We start from the raw sequence: 16,536 nt of genomic DNA, 5'->3' as shown, positions 1-16,536 counted from the left end.
GATCCCCCTGGGGGGAGGTGGTTTTCAGTATAGGTGGCATTGCGCCGCTGTCAGGGCAGGCCCTCCGGTCCAGCGGGTCGGCGCAGTTCCGGGGGCTGAGCTAGCATGGCCAGTAGGGTTTGAATTCAGTCAGGGGAGCAATGCAGTCATGACCGAGCGCCATGTGGAGCACAAGGAAACGCTATCGAACGGATGCAGCATCAAGGTCAAGGCCGAGATATTGAAGGACGGTTCGTTGAGCATGTTCATCGGTGTCTATCGGCCGGACGGCACGGCCATCAATGAAAACCACGACCCACGGCCGCACATGCTGGACATGGAAGCAGCGATGGATTGGGGGATCGATATTGCCAAGGGGATCGGTAATAGCCAGCGATCGTTGTGAGCCCGGACGACCGGCGGTCGCTGTCAGAACCCGAACGAACGGGCCGAGCCTTTTGCCAATTCGACATCCAGCAGATGCTCGACCAGCACATCATTCAAAAAGCGGAACTGATCATTGAGCCCGACCACTTCGTTGCTGAAGTGATGATCGGCTGCCGGCATCAGCAACGCCTCGAACTTCTCGTCGAAGAGCAGAGTCAACTCTTTACATGACTCGAATTCCTGAGCGTAGAAATTGTTGCCGAACACCGGGAAACGTACGGCGAGGGTGACCGTGTGAATCATGACGTTTGCTCCTCGCTCAGGACGTACCAGGCAAACACACTCAATGTGAACGCCGTCAGGGTCAGGCAGGTCAGCAGATGGATCAGCATGAGGTTTCCCTCCGATTCGGGGTTTCGAGTTGGCTTGGGATCGATCCTACGCTGACGGCGTTCAAGCGGAAGGCAATCGCGGCGATGGTGAATATCGACGCCAGTGATGGTGGTTTTTGCGCTGTTGATGCGGGCCCCATCGCGAGCAAGCTCGCTCCCACCCTGATTGGCGGTGAACCTGTGGGAGCGAGCCTGCTCGCGAAGGCGGCCTCACGGACACCGCCACCTATACTTAAACCGAGGGTTTTGGGTGTCGGGCATTCTGCCCGGTGCACACTGCAGGAAGTCGCGATCTTGAGCCTGCGTTCACTGATCATTGCCGTACTGGTGGTGTTGGCAGGGTGCGCCACACCGCCGCGTGCGCCGGTGGAAGTGGCGCCGGTCATCGTTTCAGCGAGCACCTGGCAACAAGTGGACCGGGAAATCGTCGCCGCGTCGCAGTCGGCCACCGAGCAGACCCGAATCTACTCCCGCGGTGCGATGGATTACTGGCGCACCCGGGTCTATGAATTGACCGAACAGAATTTCATTCCGTGGTTCAGCAGTTACTGGACCCAGGAATGGCTGTCGATGAAGGTCAGTTGGTACACCCTCAGCGCCAAGGGCGAGCAGGACGCATCGGAAAAACGTCTGGCGGCCTACCTGCTCGAAGCCTATCAGGAGAAGGTGCTGGCCCCCGTGGCACAGGAAGTCGATCCCGATTCGATTCTCGGCCTGTCAGTGGCGTTCTACGTTGACATCCTCAAGGAGGAACTGCAGAAGATATCCACCCGCCACGGCGTGCCGATGGCCCAGCTCAATGGGCGTATCCAGAAAATCCCGGCCATCGCCCTCGGACCGCCGCCGACGCGGAACGCCTCGTTGTACCAGATCGTGCGCACCGAACCGCTGAACACTCTGCCGGCCTACGCCGCGCTGATCGATAAAGTCCACAAGGCCGGTGGCGACAGGGGCGTGGGTTCAACAGACACCGCGATGGCGCCGGTGGCCAGGCGCGCCAGCCGGCGGATGGAAGCCGAGATGGCCCCGCGCGGGGCCGCCAGCGCCGTGGCCGCGGCAGCCGGGAAACTCGCCGGTGGCTTGATCACGGTAGGGGTGGCGGGCATTCGCGCACTGATTCAGGCCAATGACCGGCCCGACAGCGAGGCGCTGATTCGCAGCAGCCTGGGCAATACCTTCGACAAGGCCTGGCTCAAGCTGGTGCAGAACCCGACCAGCGGCGTCATGGCCGGCACGCTGTACATGGCGGGGCAGATCGAGGGCAGCCTGGCGGACCGCACTGCACCGCCGGTCGGATTGAGCGCCGGGACTGTCGATTTGACGCCATCGCAACCGACTACGCAGCAGAACACCCCATGACCCAAGGAGAAATACTCATGTCTTATGTCGATGGTTTCATCGCTGCCGTACCCACCGCCAACCGTGAGCAATACATCAGGCACGCCAAAATCGCCGCCTTGGTCTTCAAGGAAAACGGTGCCTTGAGCATTGTCGAATGCTGGGGCGAGGATGTCCCGGAAGGCAAGGTCACCTCGTTTCCCATGTCGGTGAAGCTCAAGGAAGGCGAAACCGTTGCCTTTGGCTGGATCATCTGGCCTGACAAGGCCACCCGCAATGCCGGAATGGACAGGATGATGCAGGACCCGCGCATGAAGCCGGACGTTAATCCGATGCCCTTCGATGGCCAGCGCATGGTCTACGGCGGGTTCGAAGTACTCCTCCAGGCCTGACGTCGCACGCGGGATCACTCCGGCGTCGGGGTGATCCTGCAACTCTTGCGCTGGCGGATTTCGTCGTCCGTCGGCCGCTCACGGATGAACTCGAAGCGCGGCTCGCCTTCGCTGTAGTGCACCAGCCAGCCCCATTCCAGCTTGAGTTCATCCTGGCCGGGCTCGGGCGGCCTGGCCCACCATGGTTCCTTGCTGATGATCTGTCGCATGGCCCCCTCCGGTTTTTCGGGATGCTAGGGGACGTTCTCAATTAGTTTCGCGGCGTGAAAACCAATTGAGAACGCCCCCTGGAACTATAACGCGCATGCCCCGTGGCGCCACAAATGCGCTGGCCGGCAATCGGGTGTTGAGTACACTCAGACAATCTTCCCAGGAGGTGCCCGGCATGAACGACGAATCCCGCGAGCCGTTCAAGCGTCTGTTCTTTGCGCTGAACTGCGCCCCGGCCCAGCGCCGGGAGATAGCGCAGTGGCGCAGTGCGCTGCAACTGCGCAACGGACGGCCGGTGCCGGCGGAAAACTTTCACCTGACGCTGAAGTTTCTGGGGGCGGTGGGCGTGGCGCAGATCGCCGAGATCTGCACGGCTGCGGCGTCGATCCGCACACCGGGCGAGCGCTTGACGGTGGTGCTGGACCGGCTGGACGTGTGGCGCAGGGCAGGAGCGCTGGTGCTCGCGCCGCAGCAGGCGCCCCCGGCATTGCTGCGCCTGGTGTATGCCCTGGAACAGGCGATGTTGCCGTTTGGGCTGGAGCAAGCGCCAAGGGAATACCGTCCGCACCTGACCCTGGCGCGGGACTATCGGGCGCCGGTGCCGGAGTCCGCAACGGCGCCGGAGTTCTTCCTGCGTGCCGACCGGTTCACCTTGTTCGAATCCCACAAGGGACGCTATCGGGCGCTGGCCGAATGGCCGCTGCTTGTTGTTGACCGCTCATAAAAAAAGGCGCCCGAGGGCGCCAACATTCACCTGAACCGAGGGAGCCAGGTGAGGCCGTTCTACTTGCAGGAGAGGCAGCGGTGGTAAGGCGCTGCGTGAACGGAAATTGGTAAAGCTGAAATGTGTGCTGGATGTTCTGGCCTCATCGCGAGCAGGCTCGCTCCCACAGGGGGGAGCGTCGTTCACATATCACTGGTTCAACACGGACCAATGTGGGAGCGAGCCTGCTCGCGAAGGCATTTTCGAGTGAATTACTGGCCGAGTTTCACCTTGGTCCAGCCCCGGGTCATGACCCGCTGGACGGCAATCGGCTGGTCCGGCACGGCGTAGAGCGTGGCCATCACCGCTTCTGGCGGGTAGGAACCCGGATCGTTGCGGATCGCTTCATCGACCAGCGGCGTGGCCGCCGCGTTCGCGTTGCTGTAGCCGATGTTGTTGGTGATGTCGGCAATCACCTCGGGGCGCATCAGGAAGTTCATGAACAGGTACGCGTTCTCGACGTTGGCGGCATCGCGGGGGATGGCGAGCATGTCGTAGAAACTGGCGGCGCCTTCTTTCGGGATGCTGTAGTCGATCTTCACCTTGTCCCCGGCTTCCTGGGCGCGGGCCTTGGCCTGCAGCACGTCGCCGGAGTAACCGACGGCCACGCAAATGTTGCCGTTGGCCAGGTCCGAGATGTATTTCGAGGAATGGAAGTACGCCACGTTCGGGCGAATCTTCATGAACAGCGCCTGGGCTTGGGCGATGTGCTGTTTGTCTTGATCGTTCACCGGGTAGCCCAGGTAGTGCAGGGCGGTCGGGATCATTTCAGTCGGTGAATCGAGGAAACTGATGCCGCAGGCTTTGAGCTTCTCGGCGTTTTCCGGTTTGAACAGCAGGTCCCAGGAGTTGGTCGGGGCGTTGGCGCCGAGCACTTCCTTGACCTTCTGCGGGTTGAAGCCGATACCGATCGAGCCCCACATGTACGGAATGGCATGGGCGTTGTCGGGATCGCTGGCGGAGGCGTTTTTCAGCAGCACCGGGTTGAGGTTTTTCCAGTTCGACAGCTTCGATTTGTCCAATTCCTGATAGACACCGGCCTTGATCTGCTTGGCCAGGAAGCTGTTGGACGGCACCACGATGTCGTAGCCGGATTTGCCCGCCAGCAGGCGTGCCTCAAGGGTTTCGTTGCTGTCGAAGACATCGTAGGTCACCTGGATGCCAGTCTCGTCCTCGAACTTCTTGACGGTGTCCGGGCCAATGTAATCCGACCAGTTGTAGACGCGCAGAACCTTGTCATTGGCCTGGGCGCCAGTGGCGATTGCGCCCAATAAGGACAGTGTCAGCAGAGTCCTGCCAAACATTTTCATCGGTACAACTCCATTTCTTTTTTATTCAAAATCACATAGCAAACATTTGTGGCGAGAGCGCTCCATTGTAGGAGCGAGCTTGCTCGCGATGGACCTCAGAGCGATGTGTTCATCCAGACAACACGCGTTATCGTTAACGTCCATCGCGAGCGAGCTCGCTCCTACAAGGGGCGGCACTAGGCCGTCGCTCCCGCCATTTTCTTTTCAGGCTGCTGCCAGGATTCGCTGGCAGTCTGGTCCATGGCTTCCTGGATCGCGCGCTTGCGGGTGGCTTCGGCGCGGCGGCTGAAGTACCAGACCATGAAGGTCACGATGGATACCGCCAGCAGGATGAGGCTGGCCACGGCATTGATCTCGGGCTTGACCCCAAGACGCACCGCCGAGAACACTTCCATCGGCAGGGTCGTGGAACCCGGGCCAGACACGAAGCTCGCCAGCACCAGGTCATCCAGCGACAGGGCAAACGACATCATGCCGCCGGCCGCCAGCGACGGCGCGATCATCGGAATGGTGATCAGGAAAAACACCTTGAACGGTTTCGCCCCCAGATCCATGGCCGCTTCTTCGATGGACAGGTCCAGCTCGCGAAGGCGGGCGGAGACTACCACCGCCACATAGGCGGCACAAAAGGTGGTGTGGGCGATCCAGATCGTGACGATGCCACGCTCCATCGGCCAGCCGATCAACTGCGCCATGGCCACGAACAGCAGCAACAGTGACAGACCGGTGATCACCTCAGGCATCACCAGCGGTGCGGTGACCAGGCCACCGAACAGCGTGCGGCCCTTGAAACGCGTAACGCGGGTCAGGACGAACGCTGCCAGGGTGCCCAGTGCGACTGCCGCGATGGCGGTGTAGCAGGCGATTTCCAGCGAGCGCACCACCGAACCCATCAATTGCGAGTTGTCCAGCAGACCGGCGTACCACTTGATCGACCAGCCACCCCACACCGTCACCAGCTTGGATGCGTTGAACGAGTAGATCACCAGAATCAGCATCGGCAGGTAGATAAACGACAAGCCGAAAATCAGCATGAACTTTGAAAATCCGAAGCGTTTCATCCCCGTGCCTCCATCTCTTTGGCCTGGCTGCGGTTGAACAGCAGAATCGGCACAATCAGGATCAACAGCATCACCACCGCCAGGGCAGACGCCACCGGCCAGTCGCGGTTGTTGAAGAACTCTTGCCACAACACACGGCCGATCATCAGGGTTTCCGGGCCGCCCAGCAGTTCCGGAATCACGAACTCACCGACCACCGGAATGAACACCAGCATGCAGCCTGCGATGATGCCGTTCCTGGCCAACGGCACGGTGATTTTCCAGAAGTTGTTGAAGTTGCTCGAACCCAGGTCCGACGCGGCTTCCAGCAGGCTGCCATCGTGCTTGACCAGGTTGGCGTACAGCGGCAACACCATGAACGGCAGGTAGGCGTAAACGACCCCGATGTAGACGGCGGTGTTGGTGTTGAGGATCTCGATCGGCGCCGAGGTCAGCCCGGTCCACATCAAGAATGCGTTGAGCAAACCGTTGTTGCTGAGGATGCCCATCCACGCGTAAACGCGGATCAGGATCGCGGTCCAGGTCGGCATCATGATCAACAGCAGCAGGACGTTTTGCGCTTCCTTGCTGGCCTTGGTGATCGCGTAGGCCATCGGGAAACCGATCACCAGGCACATCATCGTGCTGAGCAACGCTACTTTCAACGAGCCGAGGTACGCCGAGATGTACAGTTCGTCCTGGGTCAGCAGGCTGTAGTTACCGAGGTTCAACAGCAGCTGAAATTTTTGCTCGGCGAAGGTGTAGATCTCCGAGTACGGCGGAATGGCCAGGGCTGCTTCCGAAAAACTGATCTTCATCACCAGGAAGAACGGCAACATGAAGAACAGGAACAGCCAGATGAATGGAATCCCGATGACGAGCTTGCGCCCGCTGGGGACCAGTCTCAGAAATTGCTGATTGAAGGTTTTCATGCGCGCAGTACCACGCCGCTGTCGTCTTCCCACCACACGTAGACCTGATCGTCCCAGGTCGGACGCGCGCCACGGCGTTCGGCGTTGGCCATGAACGACTGGACGATCTTGCCCCCAGGCAGCTCGACGTAGAACACCGAGTGGCCGCCGAGGTAGGCGATGTCATGCACCTTGCCGGCGGACCAGTTGTAGCGGTTCTCCGGCTTTACGGTGCTGACCAGCAGTTTTTCCGGGCGAATGGCGTAGGTGATCGACTTGTCCTGCACCGACGTGCTGACGCCGTGACCGACGTAGATCTTCTGCTCCAGATCCGGGCTGTGGATGATCGCGTGACCTTCCAGGTCCTCGACAACGGTGCCGTCGAAGGCGTTCACGTTGCCGATGAATTCGCAGACCATGCGGCTGACCGGTGCTTCATAGATGTCGACCGGGCTGCCGATCTGGGCAATCCAGCCCAGGTGCATGATCGCGATGCGCTCGGCCATGGTCATGGCCTCTTCCTGGTCGTGGGTCACCATCACGCAGGTCACGCCGACGCGCTCGATGATCTCGACAAGCTCAAGCTGCATTTGCGAGCGCAGCTTTTTATCCAGTGCGCCCATTGGCTCGTCGAGCAGCAGCAGCTTCGGACGCTTGGCCAGGGAACGGGCCAGGGCCACGCGCTGACGCTGGCCACCGGACAGTTGGTGCGGTTTGCGCTTGGCGTACTGGGTCATGTGCACCAGGCGCAGCATCTCCTGCACCCGGGCTTCGATTTCGGCCGCTGGCAAACGGTCCTGCTTGAGGCCGAAGGCGATGTTCTGCGCCACCGTCATGTGCGGGAACAGCGCGTAGGACTGGAACATCATGTTGATCGGTCGTTCGTACGGCGGCATGTCGGTGATGTCGACGCCGTCGAGCAGAATCCGGCCTTCGGTCGGGCGCTCGAAACCGGCGAGCATGCGCAGCAGGGTCGATTTACCGGAGCCGGAACCACCGAGCAGGGCGAAGATTTCACCCTGGTGGATTTCCAGGGACACATCGTCCACAGCGGTGGTTTCGTCGAACTTCTTGGTGACGCGATCGATTTTCACCAACACCTTTTTCGGTGCCTGGTGACCCTCAAGAGCCTTCCTGTAGATGCTGGAGGCGTTTGCCATGTGAAACTCCCAACAGGTTTCAGTCGCCCGGCCAACACGGCCCGGCTTAATAGTGGATTGCAAACCCGTGAAGCCGGTCCGCGCTGATCCCTTGTAGGAGCGAGCCTGCTCGCGATGGTCGCCGACGATGACGCTGGCAGTCTGAGTGCCCGCGGTGTCCGGACATCCATCGCGAGCAGGCTCGCTCCTACAGGGAATTGCGTTCCCGCCCTGGGTTTATTCGGCGCCGCCATCCTGGCTGCCTGGTCGTACTTGTTGTTATTGCAGTGTGTTGTTTTCGCGAGCGGGGCACGCACAAGCGCCTGCCCGCTCGCGTTGGGCAGTCAATCGTTGAATGCGGGTATCAGGTCGTCAGCTCGAGTGACGCAGTGCCGCCCGTTGCCGGCAGGCTTCGCCGAACGCCTGGAAAATACTCAAGTAAGGAGGGTTATCCAGCACCTGCCATTCCGGGTGCCATTGCACCCCGAGGGCAAACACTTTGCTGTGTTCGACCGAGATCGCCTCGATCAGGCCATCGGGTGCGACGGCTTCGGCGCGCAGGCCGGGCGCGAGTCGGTCGATGCCCTGGCTGTGAATCGAGTTCACCTGGAACACCGCAGGCAGGTCCAGCGCTTCGAACACGCCACCGGGCTGCACGTTCACCGCGTGAGCGGGAGCGTATTGCACGGCCAGGTCCGGGTGGTTGGCTTCACGGTGATCAAGAAAGCCGGGGAGCTCATGGACTTTCTGATGCAGGCTGCCACCGAACGCCACGTTCATTTCCTGGAAGCCACGGCAGATGCCGAGCACCGGCACGCCCGCTGCAATCGCGGCGCGGATCAGGGGAAGGGTGGTGGCATCCCGCGCCGGATCATGATCCGTGCCGGGGGCGCTGTCGGGGCCTTGATAGTGGAAGGGTTCCACGTTCGACGGCGAACCGGTCAGCAACAGACCGTCGAGCTGCGGCAGCAGGTCATCGATTTCGGTCAGTTCAGCCAAAGAAGGAATAACGACAGGCAGCCCCAGCGCCGCAACGCTGACAGCACGCAAGTACTTGTCGCCGCTGATGTGGTAGGGGTGCAGGCCAATCTGTTTGACGCACGCAGTAACGCCGATCAATGGCTTGAGTGCCATTTTTATCACCTCGAAGTTTCACACTTGAACGAGCTTTTCTGGAGCTTAGCCTTGTTGATTTTAATTAACAACTCTCATGTAAAAAATTCTAAACGCCGCACGTCCAATCTTCAGGATTTACACGTGTTTGAGGGCGTATCTGGCACTCTCGTCCTTCTGAGAGGCCCTAAAATAAACGTTGAAAGGCCAGGTGTTCGCTATTGACTTCACTTTGCCGTTCGGGTTGACTGGGCTCGTGAAAGGGTAGTGAACATAATAATTAACAGCTAAAAATAGGTGCATCATGTCGGTCCCTCTGCGTGCCGTTCAACTCAACGAAGCAAACGCATTCCTTAAGAAATATCCTGAGGTTTTGTACGTCGACCTTCTGATTGCGGATATGAACGGTGTGGTGCGCGGTAAGCGCATCGAACGCACCAGTCTTCATAAGGTTTACGAAAAAGGCATTAACCTGCCGGCGTCTCTGTTTGCGCTGGACATCAACGGTTCTACGGTGGAAAGCACCGGCCTGGGTCTGGACATCGGCGATTCAGACCGAATCTGTTTCCCGATCCCCGGCACTCTCAGTATCGAGCCGTGGCAGAAGCGCCCGACCGCGCAACTGCTGATGACCATGCACGAGCTCGAAGGCGAGCCATTCTTCGCCGACCCGCGTGAAGTGCTGGCCAATGTAGTGCGCAAGTTCGACGACATGGGCCTGACCATCTGCGCCGCGTTCGAACTGGAGTTCTACCTGATCGACCAGGACAACGTGAACGGTCGTCCGCAATCGCCGCGTTCGCCGGTGTCCGGCAAGCGTCCGATGTCGACCCAGGTGTACCTGATCGACGACCTCGACGAATACGTCGACTGCCTGCAAGACATCCTCGAAGGCGCGAAAGAGCAGGGCATCCCGGCTGACGCCATCGTCAAGGAAAGCGCCCCGGCGCAGTTCGAAGTCAACCTGCATCACGTGGCTGACCCGATCAAGGCGTGCGACTACGCCGTCCTGCTCAAGCGTCTGGTGAAGAACATTGCCTACGACCACGAGATGGACACCACCTTCATGGCCAAGCCGTATCCAGGCCAGGCGGGCAACGGTCTGCACGTGCACATTTCGATTCTCGACAAAGAAGGCAACAACATCTTTGCCAGCGAGGATCCCGAGCAGAACGCCGCGCTGCGTCACGCGATCGGCGGTGTGCTCGAGACCCTGCCGGCGCAGATGGCGTTCCTCTGCCCGAACGTCAACTCCTACCGTCGTTTCGGCGCGCAATTCTACGTGCCGAACTCGCCGAGCTGGGGCATCGACAACCGCACCGTGGCGGTGCGTGTGCCGACCGGTTCGCCAGACTCGGTGCGCATCGAACACCGCGTAGCGGGCGCCGATGCCAACCCGTACCTGCTGATGGCTTCGGTATTGGCGGGCGTGCATCACGGCCTGACCAACCAGATCGAACCGGGCGCCCCGGTGGAAGGCAACAGCTACGAGCAAAACGAGCAGAGCCTGCCGAACAACCTGCGCGATGCACTGCGCGAGCTGGACGACAGCGAAGTCATGGCCAGGTACATCGACCCGCTGTACATCGACGTGTTCGTGGCGTGCAAGGAAAGCGAGCTGGCCGAGTTCGAGAACTCCATCTCGGATCTTGAGTACAACTGGTACTTGCACACGGTCTAAAGAACCACTCAAATCCCTGTAGGAGTGAGCCTGCTCGCGATAGCGTCATCACATTCAATAGTGATGTTGATTGATCCACCGCTATCGCGAGCAGGCTCACTCCTACAGGGGTCGGATTACCAAGTTTTGATGGATGGGCGTTCGCTCGTCCGTCATCCAATCCCCTGCGTCGAGTCACAACCATGACAAACACTCGCAGCGATTGGGAGCAGCGCTTCCAGTCCCTAACCATCGAAGGTCGCGCATTCATTGACGGCCAATACTGCGCAGCCGCCAGCGGTGCGACGTTCGAATGCATCAGCCCCGTGGACGGTCGTTTCCTGGCGAATGTCGCCAGCACCGACGAAGCCGACGCCAATGCAGCGGTCGCCGTGGCGCGCCGTACCTTCGAATCCGGCGTGTGGGCCAACCTGGCCCCGGCCGAGCGCAAGCGCATCCTGATCCGTTTCGCCGACCTGATCCTGGCCAACCAGGAAGAACTGGCCCTGCTCGAAACCCTCGACATGGGCAAGCCGATCAGCGACTCCATGAGCATCGATATTCCGGCGACCGCCAACGCGATCCGCTGGACCGCCGAAGCCATCGACAAGATCTACGACGAAGTCGCCGCCACCCCCCGGGATCAGCTTGGCCTGGTGACCCGCGAAGCCGTCGGTGTGGTCGCGGCCATCGTGCCGTGGAACTTCCCGCTGATCATGGCCAGCTGGAAATTCGCCCCGGCCCTGGCGATGGGCAACTCGTTCATCCTCAAACCTTCGGAAAAATCCCCGCTGACCGCGATACGCATCGCGCAGTTGGCACTGGATGCCGGCATCCCGAAAGGTGTGTTCAACGTCCTGCCGGGCTACGGCCACACCGTCGGCAAGGCGCTGGCATTGCACATGGACGTCGACGTGCTGGCCTTCACCGGTTCCACGGCGATTGCCAAGCAGCTGATGATCTACGCCGGGCAGAGCAACATGAAACGCGTTTGGGCTGAAGCCGGGGGCAAGAGCCCGAACGTAGTATTCGCCGACGCGCCGGACTTGCGCGCGGCAGCACAGGCAGCGGCCAGTGGCATCGCCTTCAATCAGGGCGAAGTCTGTACCGCCGGTTCTCGCTTGCTGGTGGAGCGTTCGATCCGCGAGCAGTTCATTGCGCTGTTGGTGGAAGCCCTGCAAGCCTGGAAACCAGGCCACGCCCTCGATCCTGCAACCACCGTCGGTGCGGTCGTCGACCAGCGTCAACTGGACAACGTACTGCGCTATATCGGCATCGGCAAAGAGCAGGGCGCCCAACTGATCGCCGGCGGCAGCCGCACCCTCGAAGACACCGGTGGCCAGTACGTGGAACCGACGATTTTCGACGGCGTGACCAACGCCATGACCATCGCTCGGGAAGAAATCTTCGGCCCGGTGCTGTCGGTCATCACCTTCGACACCGCTGAAGAAGCTTTGGCGATTGCCAACGACAGCATCTTCGGCCTGGCCGCCGGCGTATGGACCAGCAACCTGAGCAAGGCCCACACCTTCGCCCGTGGTCTGCGTGCCGGCAGCGTCTGGGTCAACCAGTACGACGGCGGCGACATGACCGCGCCGTTCGGCGGGTTCAAGCAGTCGGGTAATGGTCGGGACAAATCGCTGCACGCGTTCGACAAGTACACCGAACTCAAGGCGACCTGGATCAAGCTCTGATAACAATAAAGCGACGGTCGCCGGCTCTGTCGGCGGCCATCGGAGAAACGTATGAAACAGAACTCTTCAACACAACAGCATGTAAACAGCTACTACGCCGCCACCCGCAACTTCACCGGCGATTTCCCGGTGCTGGAAGGCGCGGTGGACTGCGACGTCTGCGTGATCGGCGCCGGCTACACCGGCCTGTCCTCGGCCCTGTTCCTCGCCGAAGCGGGCTACAGCGTGACCGTGCTCGAAGCGGCCAAAGTCGGCTTCGGCGCCAGCGGTCGCAACGGCGGCCAACTGGTCAACTCCTATAGCCGCGACGTCGATGTCATCGAAGAGCGCTACGGCGACAAGACTGCCGAAGTCCTCGGCAGCATGATCTTCGAAGGCGCCGACATCATCCGTCAGCGCATACAGCACTACGACATCCAGTGCGACTACCGTCCCGGCGGTATCTTCGCGGCGATGAACAAGAAGCAACTCAAGGGTCTGGCCGAACAGAAGAAGAGCTGGGAACGCTACGGCAACAAGAACCTGAAAATGCTCGACGCGGCCGACATCAAGCGCGAAGTCGGTTCCGATGCCTACGTCGGCGGCCTGCTGGACATGCAGGGCGGCCACATTCACCCGCTGAACCTGGCACTCGGCGAGGCTTCGGCCATCATTGGCCTGGGCGGCAAGATCTACGAGCAATCGGCGGCGGTGGACATCACCTACGGCGAGCCCATCACCGTGCGCACCGCCAAAGGTGTGGTCAAGGCCAAGTACCTGTTGATCGCCGGTAACGCCTACCTGCCGCAGGGCCTGGACAACCGCGTGACCAGCAAGAGCATGCCGTGCGGTTCGCAGATCGTCGTCACCGAGCCGTTGTCGGAGCAGCAGGCCCGCAGCCTGATCAAGAACAACTACTGCGTCGAAGACTGCAACTACCTGCTCGACTACTACCGCCTGACCTCCGACAACCGCCTGCTGTACGGCGGTGGCGTGGTCTACGGTGCACGCGAGCCGGACGACATCGAACAACTGATCCGCCCGAAGATCCTCAAGACCTTCCCGCAATTGAAGGACGTGAAGATCGACTACCGCTGGACCGGCAACTTCCTGCTGACCATGTCGCGCATGCCGCAATTCGGCCGTATCGAGAAGAACGCCTACTACATGCAGGGCTACAGTGGCCACGGCGTCACTTGCTCGCACCTGGCCGGCAAGCTGATCTCGGAAATGATCCGTGGCGACGCCGAGCGCTTCGACGCGTTTGCATCCTTGCCGCACATGCCGATGATCGGCGGGCGCACCTTCTCGGCGCCATTGACCGCCCTCGGCGCCGTGTACTACTCGTTGCGTGACCGTTTCGGCATCTAAGCTTTACCTCGCCGGCGGCATCTCCCCAAAGGGTGCCGCCGGCTTTTTACATCAGCAACACCGCTGTCTCCTGTGGGAGCCAGCCTGCTGGCGATGAGGTCATATCAGTCAATATGGATGCTGCCTGACACACCGCCATCGCGAGCAGGCTCGCTCCCACAGGTTCTTTTCCGGCACCGTTTATCGAACCTGCTGAGCATTACGAACAAACGTGATTTAATAGCCGCCTTTCACGTTTCCGGGACCGGAAAACGGCGTGATCCGCGCCTGCACTCCACCCATCCATTATCCCTGTAGGAGCGAGCTTGCTCGCGAAAGCGTTGGTTCAGTCGACATCAATGTTGAAGGTCGGATCGCAATCGCGAGCAAGCTCGCTCCTACGGGTTGGCACATAAGGCTGTCATGGACACGGGCTCACGACTCAAATTAGTACGCGAAAGCTACAAAATGTCCCAGCGCGAGCTGGCCCGGCGTAGCGGCGTCACCAATGCAACCATCTCCCTGATCGAACAGAATCGGGTCAGTCCTTCCGTCAGCTCCCTGAAGAAATTGCTGGAGGGCATCCCCATGTCCCTGGCCGACTTCTTCACCTTCGATCAGCCACCGCGCGAACACCAGTACGTCTTCCGTGCCAACGAACAGCCCGACCTCGGCCGCCACGGCCTGCGCCTGCTGCTGATCGGTGCATCCGTGCCAAGCCGGCAGATGCGCTTGCTGCGCGAGCAATACGCACCGGGCGCCAGCTCCGGCGAAGAGCCGATCGTGCATTCCGAAGGCGAGGAGTGTGGGTTGGTGACACGGGGTACCGTGGAATTGACTGTGGATGGCCAGGTGAGTGTACTCAACGCCGGGGATGGCTATTATTTCCCGACGACCTTGCCGCACCGGTTTCGCAATATCGGGGCGGATGAAGCGGAAATCATCAGCGCCAACACACCGGCGAACTTCTGATAAGCGCTTTGCAGGCGGGGTTCATCAGGAACCCGTCGTCAAAACCCGCAGCTGATGCGGGTTTTTTTATCATTCGAATCGGTCATTCCTGCTGCTCAGGACAAAACACTGCACCCTTTGCGGGTTATCTCTATCTGTTGGTAGTCGGCGCGGTTTTCTTTCTGCAGGGTGGCCAATAGAGACAAAGTGGCTTGCGGATCATTGAGCGGTAATGTCTTGAGTACCTCGACATCGACATCCCACCACTTGCTGTTGATCAGCGCCTCGATCAACTCGGGTGTGTGCCGATACTTGACGACTTTTGCCGGGGTGCCGGCAACAATGGCGTACGGTGGCACGTCATGGGCAACCAGGGCGCGGGTTGCGATGACAGCGCCGGTGCCTATGGTCACGCCTTCCAGGATCATCGCGCTATGGCCGATCCAGACGTCATGCCCAATCGTGATGTCCGCAACCTCCGGGTCGTAAACCAGCGCCGTATCGGTATATTGAAAGGGATGTGAACTGAGCCAGTCCAGCGGATGTGAGCTCTTTTGCTGGCCGATAAAACAGCTGCTGCTGATGGAGCAAAACCTGCCAATGGAGGAGACCGCCGAAAGGAAGCAGTCACTGCGGATATAGGTATGCGCACCGATTTCCAGCTTTTTCGACTCTATGACCACATGCCCAAGCGTCACGCCTTCTTCTATGGTCAGTGCCGTTCTTTTGTGCAGTGACAATACACCGCCTGCCACTTTGCATTTGTGTTTGCGAATCCATCTTTTCCAGTAACTGTTTCGCAAATAACTGATTATTTTTTTCATGAAGAACTGTCTTGGATATCCGTTACAGGGCTTGGCCTGGCCCCATGAGCCAACAGCCGAGTCTAAATGAATCGGCGGGGGAGATGAATTTTTTAGACGTTTTTCAAAAAAGCGCTTTTGTGCGTCTCAGTCGCTGATCAGTCCAGGGCCTGCGCCGAATGCAGGGCGTGGGCAATGAGCTTCGGTCTCGCCAGAGATTTACTGGTGGCTGATGTAGCCATTTAAACCCAGCGGATCTACGTAATTGACTGCGTAGGCGATGCCTCTGTATTCGTCGATTGAAACCGCAAAAAGTATGAAGGAAATGTCTGTTGCTTTGTTGATGTAATTTTAGTTTTGATATAGAGAAATGATATAAAAAACTGTTATTTATGACAGGTGTTGATGGGCTGATATTTGATTATTCTCAGTGAGCTCGTAAAGCTTCGGTGTTTTAATTAATTATAGGTGTCGATCATGAAAACAGTAATAACAGAAAATATTATTTCCGATGGGTTCCCTATGGAGAGTGACTGGCAGGCAAAATTTAAAATTGTACTGACGGATAGTGAATTTCAAAATATTGTCAGTGAGGTTCAGTTCGGTGGCAGATTTACTGCAGAGGGGCAGCGTTATTTTTATGGGTATGACCGCGAAATGCAACCTAACGATTGGGTGCTTCGAGTAAACTTTTCGCATTTTGACTTCGAATTAAATGTTGACTACAAGGTCGGCTCAGGAGGGTTTTCCGCTCTGTTGATTCAAGGTGGAAACGATATGGTAAGTGGAGGGTTCATAGTAGGTGGTACAGTACGGTTTATTGAAATGAACCCTGTTGAAGGGAAAATACATGGTCAATTTACTAACGTATGGACTGAAGGTGGGCGACCTGATGGATCAGACATGGATCCTGCATATGCAAGAGTTATTAGTTTTGCAAGTAATGGCAAAAGGGTTTAAAAACTGAATACTTGTAAACAATATTAGTGACGGTGTTGATGTCGTTTTCGACGTAGTCGGGGAGGCTGGTGCAGGCCATACGGCCCCTGTGGCGAGGGAGCTTGTCGGATCGCCGCACCGTCCCGCTCGGCGGCCCTGCCGCCGTAAAGCCGGGTACTGCGGTGT

At 59.1% G+C, this 16,536-nt stretch carries 17 protein-coding genes; 9 read left to right on the top strand and 8 right to left on the bottom strand.

Annotated features, from left to right (window positions below):
- The first annotated feature begins 148 nt into the window (after positions 1-148).
- Positions 149-385: a hypothetical protein gene (locus ACM6J5_RS15715; protein ID WP_095944710.1), complete on the top strand. Its 237-nt coding sequence runs from the start codon at positions 149-151 to the stop codon at positions 383-385.
- Positions 386-408: 23 nt separating this feature from the next.
- Here the strand turns inward: ACM6J5_RS15715 and ACM6J5_RS15710 are convergent, their stop codons facing one another.
- Positions 409-669 (bottom strand): hypothetical protein, encoded by a 261-nt coding sequence (locus ACM6J5_RS15710; RefSeq protein ID WP_095944701.1) that lies wholly within the window; start codon positions 667-669, stop codon positions 409-411.
- Between the two features lie 383 nt (positions 670-1,052).
- Here ACM6J5_RS15710 and ACM6J5_RS15705 point away from each other — a divergent pair, with 383 nt between their 5' ends.
- Both ACM6J5_RS15705 and ACM6J5_RS15700 read left to right on the top strand, forming a co-directional pair.
- The gene (locus ACM6J5_RS15705) at positions 1,053-2,117 is read left to right on the top strand and encodes a hypothetical protein (protein ID WP_095944702.1); all 1,065 of its coding nucleotides are present in this window, start codon (positions 1,053-1,055) and stop codon (positions 2,115-2,117) included.
- 17 nt (positions 2,118-2,134) lie between these two features.
- Complete coding sequence (locus ACM6J5_RS15700) at positions 2,135-2,488, top strand: DUF1428 domain-containing protein (protein WP_095944703.1); 354 nt, start codon at positions 2,135-2,137, stop codon at positions 2,486-2,488.
- A gap of 14 nt (positions 2,489-2,502) precedes the next feature.
- On the opposite strand, the gene ACM6J5_RS15695 is transcribed toward ACM6J5_RS15700, so the two are convergent.
- Complete coding sequence (locus ACM6J5_RS15695; RefSeq protein ID WP_056727280.1) at positions 2,503-2,697, bottom strand: hypothetical protein; 195 nt, start codon at positions 2,695-2,697, stop codon at positions 2,503-2,505.
- Between the two features lie 176 nt (positions 2,698-2,873).
- On the opposite strand from ACM6J5_RS15695, the gene thpR reads away from it, so the two are divergent.
- Positions 2,874-3,422 carry an RNA 2',3'-cyclic phosphodiesterase gene (gene thpR / locus ACM6J5_RS15690; protein WP_095946163.1) on the top strand — a complete coding sequence of 183 codons (549 nt, stop codon included), beginning with the start codon at positions 2,874-2,876 and terminating at the stop codon, positions 3,420-3,422.
- A 251-nt stretch (positions 3,423-3,673) separates the two neighbouring features.
- Here the strand turns inward: thpR and ACM6J5_RS15685 are convergent, their stop codons facing one another.
- The 5 genes from ACM6J5_RS15685 to ACM6J5_RS15665 form a co-directional block, all read right to left on the bottom strand.
- On the bottom strand, positions 3,674-4,771 hold the full coding sequence (locus ACM6J5_RS15685; protein WP_095946162.1) for a polyamine ABC transporter substrate-binding protein: 1,098 nt from the start codon (positions 4,769-4,771) through the stop codon (positions 3,674-3,676).
- 176 nt (positions 4,772-4,947) lie between these two features.
- Positions 4,948-5,832, bottom strand: a complete 885-nt coding sequence (locus ACM6J5_RS15680) for an ABC transporter permease subunit (RefSeq protein ID WP_095946161.1) — start codon at positions 5,830-5,832, stop codon at positions 4,948-4,950.
- Positions 5,829-6,743, bottom strand: a complete 915-nt coding sequence (locus ACM6J5_RS15675; protein WP_150673293.1) for an ABC transporter permease subunit — start codon at positions 6,741-6,743, stop codon at positions 5,829-5,831. The genes ACM6J5_RS15680 and ACM6J5_RS15675 overlap by 4 nt, the downstream gene beginning before the upstream one ends.
- Positions 6,740-7,882, bottom strand: coding sequence for a polyamine ABC transporter ATP-binding protein (potA, locus tag ACM6J5_RS15670; RefSeq protein ID WP_414928901.1), 1,143 nt, complete (start codon positions 7,880-7,882; stop codon positions 6,740-6,742). Before potA ends, ACM6J5_RS15675 begins: the two co-directional genes overlap by 4 nt.
- 351 nt (positions 7,883-8,233) lie before the next feature.
- Complete coding sequence (locus ACM6J5_RS15665; RefSeq protein WP_414928900.1) at positions 8,234-8,995, bottom strand: gamma-glutamyl-gamma-aminobutyrate hydrolase family protein; 762 nt, start codon at positions 8,993-8,995, stop codon at positions 8,234-8,236.
- A 283-nt stretch (positions 8,996-9,278) separates the two neighbouring features.
- Here ACM6J5_RS15665 and ACM6J5_RS15660 point away from each other — a divergent pair, with 283 nt between their 5' ends.
- The 4 genes from ACM6J5_RS15660 (at position 9,279) to ACM6J5_RS15645 (ending at position 14,629) form a co-directional block, all read left to right on the top strand.
- Complete coding sequence (locus ACM6J5_RS15660; protein ID WP_095946157.1) at positions 9,279-10,655, top strand: glutamine synthetase family protein; 1,377 nt, start codon at positions 9,279-9,281, stop codon at positions 10,653-10,655.
- A gap of 182 nt (positions 10,656-10,837) precedes the next feature.
- Positions 10,838-12,328, top strand: a complete 1,491-nt coding sequence (locus ACM6J5_RS15655; RefSeq protein ID WP_095946156.1) for an aldehyde dehydrogenase — start codon at positions 10,838-10,840, stop codon at positions 12,326-12,328.
- Positions 12,329-12,379: 51 nt separating this feature from the next.
- Positions 12,380-13,678: an NAD(P)/FAD-dependent oxidoreductase gene (locus tag ACM6J5_RS15650; RefSeq protein ID WP_414928899.1), complete on the top strand. Its 1,299-nt coding sequence runs from the start codon at positions 12,380-12,382 to the stop codon at positions 13,676-13,678.
- Between the two features lie 402 nt (positions 13,679-14,080).
- Positions 14,081-14,629, top strand: coding sequence for a cupin domain-containing protein (locus ACM6J5_RS15645; protein ID WP_046042404.1), 549 nt, complete (start codon positions 14,081-14,083; stop codon positions 14,627-14,629).
- 95 nt (positions 14,630-14,724) lie between these two features.
- On the opposite strand, the gene ACM6J5_RS15640 is transcribed toward ACM6J5_RS15645, so the two are convergent.
- Positions 14,725-15,432, bottom strand: a complete 708-nt coding sequence (locus ACM6J5_RS15640; RefSeq protein WP_414928898.1) for a CatB-related O-acetyltransferase — start codon at positions 15,430-15,432, stop codon at positions 14,725-14,727.
- Positions 15,433-15,888: 456 nt separating this feature from the next.
- Here ACM6J5_RS15640 and ACM6J5_RS15635 point away from each other — a divergent pair, with 456 nt between their 5' ends.
- A complete protein-coding gene (locus ACM6J5_RS15635) occupies positions 15,889-16,371 on the top strand; it encodes a hypothetical protein (RefSeq protein ID WP_414928897.1) in 483 nt (160 codons plus the stop codon).
- Positions 16,372-16,536 lie beyond the last annotated feature (165 nt).

The sequence above is a fragment of the Pseudomonas sp. IT-P74 genome, from assembly GCF_949768175.1.
In the GTDB taxonomy this organism is placed as follows: Bacteria; Pseudomonadota; Gammaproteobacteria; order Pseudomonadales; family Pseudomonadaceae; genus Aquipseudomonas.
The sequence above is the reverse complement of the archived record's forward strand: the minus strand, read 5'-3'. Positions and strand labels throughout refer to the sequence as shown.

Excerpts from the sequence above, each read along its gene's own strand:
- ACM6J5_RS15715 (WP_095944710.1), top strand. The coding sequence starts at position 149 with ATGACCGAGCGCCATGTGGAGCACAAGGAAACGCTATCGAACGGATGC.
- ACM6J5_RS15710 (WP_095944701.1), bottom strand. The coding sequence starts at position 669 with ATGATTCACACGGTCACCCTCGCCGTACGTTTCCCGGTGTTCGGCAAC.
- ACM6J5_RS15700 (WP_095944703.1), top strand. The coding sequence starts at position 2,135 with ATGTCTTATGTCGATGGTTTCATCGCTGCCGTACCCACCGCCAACCGT.
- ACM6J5_RS15695 (WP_056727280.1), bottom strand. The coding sequence starts at position 2,697 with ATGCGACAGATCATCAGCAAGGAACCATGGTGGGCCAGGCCGCCCGAG.
- thpR (WP_095946163.1), top strand. The coding sequence starts at position 2,874 with ATGAACGACGAATCCCGCGAGCCGTTCAAGCGTCTGTTCTTTGCGCTG.
- ACM6J5_RS15685 (WP_095946162.1), bottom strand. The coding sequence starts at position 4,771 with ATGAAAATGTTTGGCAGGACTCTGCTGACACTGTCCTTATTGGGCGCA.
- ACM6J5_RS15680 (WP_095946161.1), bottom strand. The coding sequence starts at position 5,832 with ATGAAACGCTTCGGATTTTCAAAGTTCATGCTGATTTTCGGCTTGTCG.
- ACM6J5_RS15675 (WP_150673293.1), bottom strand. The coding sequence starts at position 6,743 with ATGAAAACCTTCAATCAGCAATTTCTGAGACTGGTCCCCAGCGGGCGC.
- potA (WP_414928901.1), bottom strand. The coding sequence starts at position 7,882 with ATGGCAAACGCCTCCAGCATCTACAGGAAGGCTCTTGAGGGTCACCAG.
- ACM6J5_RS15665 (WP_414928900.1), bottom strand. The coding sequence starts at position 8,995 with ATGGCACTCAAGCCATTGATCGGCGTTACTGCGTGCGTCAAACAGATT.
- ACM6J5_RS15660 (WP_095946157.1), top strand. The coding sequence starts at position 9,279 with ATGTCGGTCCCTCTGCGTGCCGTTCAACTCAACGAAGCAAACGCATTC.
- ACM6J5_RS15655 (WP_095946156.1), top strand. The coding sequence starts at position 10,838 with ATGACAAACACTCGCAGCGATTGGGAGCAGCGCTTCCAGTCCCTAACC.
- ACM6J5_RS15650 (WP_414928899.1), top strand. The coding sequence starts at position 12,380 with ATGAAACAGAACTCTTCAACACAACAGCATGTAAACAGCTACTACGCC.
- ACM6J5_RS15645 (WP_046042404.1), top strand. The coding sequence starts at position 14,081 with ATGGACACGGGCTCACGACTCAAATTAGTACGCGAAAGCTACAAAATG.
- ACM6J5_RS15640 (WP_414928898.1), bottom strand. The coding sequence starts at position 15,432 with ATGAAAAAAATAATCAGTTATTTGCGAAACAGTTACTGGAAAAGATGG.
- ACM6J5_RS15635 (WP_414928897.1), top strand. The coding sequence starts at position 15,889 with ATGAAAACAGTAATAACAGAAAATATTATTTCCGATGGGTTCCCTATG.